This window comes from Trinickia sp. (assembly GCF_057351765.1).
In genome coordinates this window covers 1-6,037 of record NZ_JBMRBK010000086.1, presented here as the reverse complement: position 1 = coordinate 6,037, position 6,037 = coordinate 1, and the positions used below count along the sequence as shown (strand labels likewise).

6 protein-coding genes and 1 tRNA gene are annotated in these 6,037 nt (G+C 63.1%); all 7 read left to right on the top strand.

Going from position 1 to position 6,037, the window contains the following annotated elements; translation table 11 throughout:
- Positions 1-1,896: acetate--CoA ligase (gene acs / locus ACO1XS_RS23850; protein ID WP_486391880.1), on the top strand; the 1,896-nt coding region annotated here is incomplete at its 5' end.
- Positions 1,897-1,998: 102 nt separating this feature from the next.
- A complete protein-coding gene (locus ACO1XS_RS23845; RefSeq protein ID WP_481580666.1) occupies positions 1,999-2,355 on the top strand; it encodes a DUF4212 domain-containing protein in 357 nt (118 codons plus the stop codon).
- Positions 2,352-4,370, top strand: coding sequence for a sodium:solute symporter family protein (locus tag ACO1XS_RS23840; protein WP_486391879.1), 2,019 nt, complete (start codon positions 2,352-2,354; stop codon positions 4,368-4,370). The genes ACO1XS_RS23845 and ACO1XS_RS23840 overlap by 4 nt, the downstream gene beginning before the upstream one ends.
- Before the next feature lie 130 nt (positions 4,371-4,500).
- Positions 4,501-4,971, top strand: a complete 471-nt coding sequence (locus ACO1XS_RS23835; protein WP_486391878.1) for a VOC family protein — start codon at positions 4,501-4,503, stop codon at positions 4,969-4,971.
- Positions 4,968-5,297: an ArsR/SmtB family transcription factor gene (locus tag ACO1XS_RS23830; RefSeq protein WP_331566651.1), complete on the top strand. Its 330-nt coding sequence runs from the start codon at positions 4,968-4,970 to the stop codon at positions 5,295-5,297. The genes ACO1XS_RS23835 and ACO1XS_RS23830 overlap by 4 nt, the downstream gene beginning before the upstream one ends.
- Positions 5,294-5,773: an SRPBCC domain-containing protein gene (locus tag ACO1XS_RS23825; RefSeq protein ID WP_486391877.1), complete on the top strand. Its 480-nt coding sequence runs from the start codon at positions 5,294-5,296 to the stop codon at positions 5,771-5,773. Before ACO1XS_RS23830 ends, ACO1XS_RS23825 begins: the two co-directional genes overlap by 4 nt.
- Positions 5,774-5,846: 73 nt before the next feature.
- A tRNA-Ser gene (locus tag ACO1XS_RS23820) sits at positions 5,847-5,937 on the top strand.
- Positions 5,938-6,037: the final 100 nt, after the last annotated feature.

Below are 6,037 nucleotides of genomic sequence, written 5' to 3'. Positions count from 1 at the left end.
GACGCGTACCGCGCGCTGATGGAGCACGCGGAGCACGACTACGAAGGATTCTGGGCGAAGCTCGCTCGCGAGACGTTGTCGTGGCACAAGCCGTTCACGAAGGTGCTCGACGAATCGAATGCGCCGTTTTACACCTGGTATGAAGACGGCGAGCTGAATGCGTCGTACAACTGCCTGGATCGGCAAATCGAGCTCGGCAACGCCGAGAAAACGGCGATCGTGTTCGAAGCCGACGACGGTACGGTGACGAACGTGACCTACCGCGAGCTGCTGCAGCGCGTGTGCCAACTGGCCAACGCATTGAAGGCGCGCGGCATCGAAAAGGGCGACCGCGTCGTGATCTACATGCCGATGTCGGTCGAAGGCGTGGTGGCGATGCAGGCGTGTGCGCGCATCGGTGCGACGCACTCGGTGGTGTTCGGCGGGTTCTCGTCGAAGTCGCTCAACGAGCGGCTCGTCGATGTGGGCGCGGTGGCGCTGATCACGGCCGACGAGCAGATGCGCGGGGGCAAGGCGCTGCCGCTGAAAAACATCGCGGACGAGGCGCTGGCGATGGGCGGGTGCGAGGCGGTGAAAAGCGTGATCGTGTACCGGCGCACGGGTGGCGCGGTGCAGTGGCAGGCCGGGCGCGATCTGTGGCTGCACGAGATCACGCAGGGCGAGGCGCCCACGTGCGAGCCCGAGTGGGTGAGCGCGGAGCATCCGCTGTTCGTGCTGTACACGTCGGGCTCGACGGGCAAGCCCAAGGGCGTGCAGCACAGCACCGGGGGCTACTTGCTGTGGGCCGCGCAGACGATGAAGTGGACGTTCGATCTGAAGCCGCAGGACGTGTTCTGGTGCACGGCCGATATCGGCTGGGTGACGGGGCACACGTACATCGCCTACGGGCCGCTGGCGTGCGGCGCGACGCAGGTGATGTTCGAAGGCATCCCGACGTACCCGGACGGCGGGCGGTTCTGGGACATGATCGCGCGGCACAAGGTCAGCATCTTCTACACGGCGCCCACGGCGATCCGCTCGCTGATCAAGCTGGCCGAAGCCAACGCGGCGGTGCACCCGAAGCGCTACGATTTGTCGTCGCTGCGCGTGATCGGCACGGTGGGCGAGCCGATCAACCCCGAGGCGTGGGTCTGGTACCACGAGAACGTGGGTGGTGGGCGCTGTCCGATCGTCGATACGTGGTGGCAAACGGAGACGGGCGGGCACATGATCACGCCGCTGCCGGGCGCCACGCCGCTGGTGCCGGGCTCGTGCACGCTGCCGCTGCCGGGGATCATGGCGGCGATCGTCGACGAGACGGGGCAGGATGTGCCGAACGGGCAGGGCGGCATCCTGGTGGTCAAGCGGCCGTGGCCGGCGATGATCCGCACGATCTGGGGCGATCCGGAGCGCTACAAGAAGAGCTACTTTCCGGAGGAGCTGGGCGGGCGGCTGTATCTGGCGGGCGATGGGTCGGTGCGCGACAAGGCGACGGGCTACTTCACGATCATGGGCCGCATCGACGACGTGCTGAACGTGTCGGGGCACCGGCTGGGGACGATGGAGATCGAATCGGCGCTGGTGGCCAATCCGCAGGTGGCGGAAGCGGCGGTGGTGGGGCGTCCGGACGACACGACGGGCGAAGCGGTGGTGGCGTTCGTGGTGCTCAAGCGCACGCGCCCTGAAGGCGAGGAGGCCTTGAAGCTGGCCAACGAGCTGCGCGCGTGGGTGGGCAAGGAGATCGGTCCGATCGCCAAGCCCAAGGAGATCCGTTTCGGCGAGAACCTGCCGAAGACGCGCTCGGGCAAGATCATGCGGCGCTTGCTGCGCTCGCTGGCCAAGGGCGAGGCGATCACGCAGGACGTCTCGACGCTCGAAAATCCCGCCATTCTCGAACAGCTCGCCGAGGTGCGTTGACGTTGGTCATCGTGCCGCGGTCAGCGGCAGTTTGACGCAGATGCCGGGCGCGGCACGGACAATCCCGATTGCCCGTGCCGCGCCTTTTTGATACATAGGCGCATGGTTGCGCCACGTCTTCCCGAAACGGCTGTTTCCGAGCCAGTCGAGCCTCGATCGATGTCGAGCGCGCTTGCACGCGCGCATCGGCGCTATTGGCGCTTCAATCTCGCGCTCATCGCCGTGCTGATGGCGATGGGCTTTAGCGTATCGTTCGTCGTACCGCTTTTTGCGCGGGAGCTGGCGGGTTTGCGCTTCGCCGGCTTCAGCCTGCCTTTCTATCTGGGTGCGCAAGGCGCGATCGTGATCTATCTGGCGTTGATCGTCGTCTATATCGTGGCGATGGGCATGGCCGACCGTACGATGCGACGAGCGATAGAGGCCGAGACCCTCGACGATGCGCGAGACCGCACGCCATGAAGCTCGTCGGTCGCCTGAGCAAGGCATACGCGTTTTACACGGTCGGCTTCTTCGTCTTCATCTACTTGATGTGGCGCATCGAGCGTGCGCTAGGCGCGGGCCCATGGGTGGGCTACGTGTTTCTGTTTCTGCCGATCGCCGTCTATGCCGTGATCGGCTTGCTTTGCCGCACGTCCGATGTCGTCGAGTACTACGTGGCCGGGCGCCGTGTGCCGGCCTTCTTCAACGGCATGGCGACGGCTGCCGACTGGCTCTCGGCCGCATCCTTCATCGGTCTGGCCGGCTCGCTTTACGCGACCGGCTACGACAGCCTCGCCTACCTGATGGGATGGACCGGCGGCTTTTGCCTCGTGGCGTTTCTGCTGGCGCCTTACGTGCGCAAGCTCGCCCGCTACACGATTCCCGATTTTCTCGGCACGCGGTATTCGAGCAACCTCGTGCGCGGGCTTGCAGCGGGCTCCGCGATTCTTTGCTCGTTCGTCTATCTCGTCGCCCAGATTCAAGGCGTGGGGCTGATTGCCATGCGCTTCATCGGGGTCGACTTTGCGATCGGCATCGCGTGCGGACTGGCCGGCATACTCGTGTGCTCGTTTCTCGGCGGCATGCGGGCCGTCACCTGGACTCAGGTCGCACAGTACGTCATCCTGATCAGCGCGATGCTCGTGCCCGTCTCGATGATTGCCCTGAAGGACGGACTGGGGCCGGTGCCGCAATTGACCTACGGTCGTCTGATGGAGCGTATTCAGACGCTCGAGCAGCAGGCGCGCGACGCACGCGAAGAACGCAGCGTTCGCTCGTGGTATCGAGAGCGCGCCGCGCAGATCGATGCGCAGATTGCCGCCTTACCGGGCTCATATCTCGACGGGAAGGCGAACTTGGCGCGCGAACTCGACGCGCTGCGCCGGCGCAACGGCCCACTGCGCGAGATTCACGAACTCGAGGCGGCATTAGGCGCATTTCCGCGCGACCCGGCCGCTGCACGCGCAACGTGGACCCGGGCACGAAACGACTTGCTTGCGCGCGCAACGGATCCGGTGCCGATGCAGGAGCCGTTCTCCGCCGCCAATGAAAACGAGCGCCGCATCCACCAGCGCAATTTCCTCTCGCTGTTACTGTGTCTTTCGCTGGGCACGGCGAGCTTGCCGCACATCCTGGTTCGCTACAACACCACGACCTCCGTCGCGTCGGCGCGACGCTCTGTCGGGTGGACGCTTTTTTTTATCGCGCTTTTTTATGTGAGCGTGCCGGTGCTTTCCGTTCTGATCAAACACGAGGTGATGACTCACCTGGTTGGACGGTTATTTGCCGATCTGCCGTCATGGGTCGTGCAATGGCATCGCGTCGATCCGACGATGATCAACATTGCCGATACGAATGGCGATGGCATCGTGCGCTGGTCCGAAGTGCGCATGCAGCCGGACATGGTCGTGCTGGCGGCACCGGAAATTGCCGGTTTGCCGTATGTGATTTCGGGCCTCGTTGCGGCGGGCGCGCTGGCCGCGGCGCTTTCGACGGCCGACGGACTGCTGCTGACGATCGCGAACGCGCTCTCGCACGATTTTTACTACTCCATGATCGACCCTGCTGCTTCAACGCAGCGGCGCGTCACGCTGTCGAAGATCTTGCTGCTGGGTGTGGCGTTGTTGGCTTCATATGTCGCCTCGCTGAACACAGGCAACATCCTGTTTCTCGTGGGGGCGGCGTTTTCGCTTGCGGCGTCCAGTTTCTTCCCCGTACTCGTGCTCGGCGTTTTCTGGAAGCGCGCGACGAAACGCGGCGCGGTGGCCGGAATCGTAGCGGGGCTTGCGGTTTGCATTTACTACATCGTGTCGACGCATCCCTATTTTGCTCAACTGACGGGCGTGGCCGGGGCGCGGTGGTTCGGCATCCAGCCGATCAGCTCGGGCGTGTTCGGCGTGCCGGCGGGGTTTATCGCGACGATCGGCGTCAGTCTTTTGGACCGAAAGCCCGACGCCCATACCCTGGCGCTCGTCGATTACATTCGACGGCCATAGCGTGTTGAGCGTAGTGAAGGGCGGCACGGCCTTTATGTCGTCGCGCGTATGCGACATTTACTTGCGTTTTTGGTTAAATATTGCCAGTATTTGCAAGTGGCATCCAGGCGACGAGAAAAGGAGGACTGACATGAGTGATCTTTATCGGCCGAAGGGGCTGTCGAGTGCACTGTCTTATCAGGATCCGAAGGCGGCTTATCGCTGGCTCGAGACGGCATTCGGGTTCGAGCCGTTGTTCGTCATCCTCGATGGCGACGGCAATCTGGCGCACGCTGAAATGTCGTATGGTGATTCGGTCCTGATGATAGGGAGCGAATGGAGCGAGGAACACAAGAGCCCGCGCTCGATCGGTGGCAAGAACACGCAATCCGTTCATGTCCAACTCGCGCAGGGCGAAGATATCGACGCGCATTGCGCCCGTGCACGCGCAGCCGGCGCGGCGATTCTCATGGAGCCGGAGACGCAGTTTTACGGCGATCGGGCATATCGCGCGAAGGATGTCGAGGGCCACATCTGGTCCTTCAGCGTCACCGTCCAAAAGATGACGCCTGAAGAGTGGGACAAGGCGAGCGGATTCACTACGCGGACTCGGCTCGATTGACAGCCGCTGTCGACAGAATCTTTGCGGCGCTTGCCGATCCGAACCGGCGCCGCGCCATCGAGTTGCTCGGCGAGCGGCCGCGCAGCGCCGGCGAATTGGCGAGCGCGCTCTCGCTATCGCCGCCTGCGTTGAGCCGGCATTTACGGCTCTTGAAGGCGTCCGGACTGGTCGATGAAATGCATCCGCAATTCGATGCGCGCGTGCGCGTGTATTCGTTGAAGGATGGCGCCATGACGGAATTGAAGCGCTGGGTTGCCGGTACGGAAGCGATGTGGGCGGCGCAATTGTCCGCGTTCAAGGCACATGTCGAAAAGGGGAATCGATGACAGCTTCGGTCATCGTCTCGCTTCGGGTCGGGGTGTCGACGCTTCGGGCGTTCGAGGCTTTCACGCAGGAGATCGGGCGATGGTGGGTGCCCAATCCGCTGTTCGCGCTCACGCCGCGCGGCGATGGACGGTTAGCGTTCGAACCGGGAGAGAGCGGGCGGCTCGTGGCGACGTTCGAGGATGGCACGGAGTTCGAAGTGGGCCGCATCAATGTTTGGGAGCCTGGGCATCGGCTCGCGTTGACCTGGCGGCAGGCGACGTTTGCCGCTGATCAGGCTACGTATCTCGACGTGTGTTTCGAAGCGGTTGGCGATGAAACTCGTGTGACGGTCGAGCATCGTGGGTGGGATACGATTCCTCGGGAGCATGTGGCCCGGCACGGGTTCGAGTTGATGCTGTTTCAACGCCGGCAGGTCGATCACTGGCGTGTGTTGTTGGCTTCGATGAAAGGAATCTTGCGGCACGGTGGCGGGTGAATTCCTAACGCTCGCTTGGCGTGCGGATGGGTGGCGGAGCGACGCACGAACTCTGCTATAATCCTCGGCTCCCGGAGAGATGGATGAGCGGTTTAAGTCGCACGCCTGGAAAGCGTGTATAGGTTAACAGCCTATCGGGGGTTCGAATCCCCCTCTCTCCGCCAGAACTCACCCAACTGCTTGAGCAGCTTGGAAAATCCCGATAAATCAACGCTTCGATTCCTGCGGTCCACGACAAGTGGTACACAGAGGACTCAGAAAGCT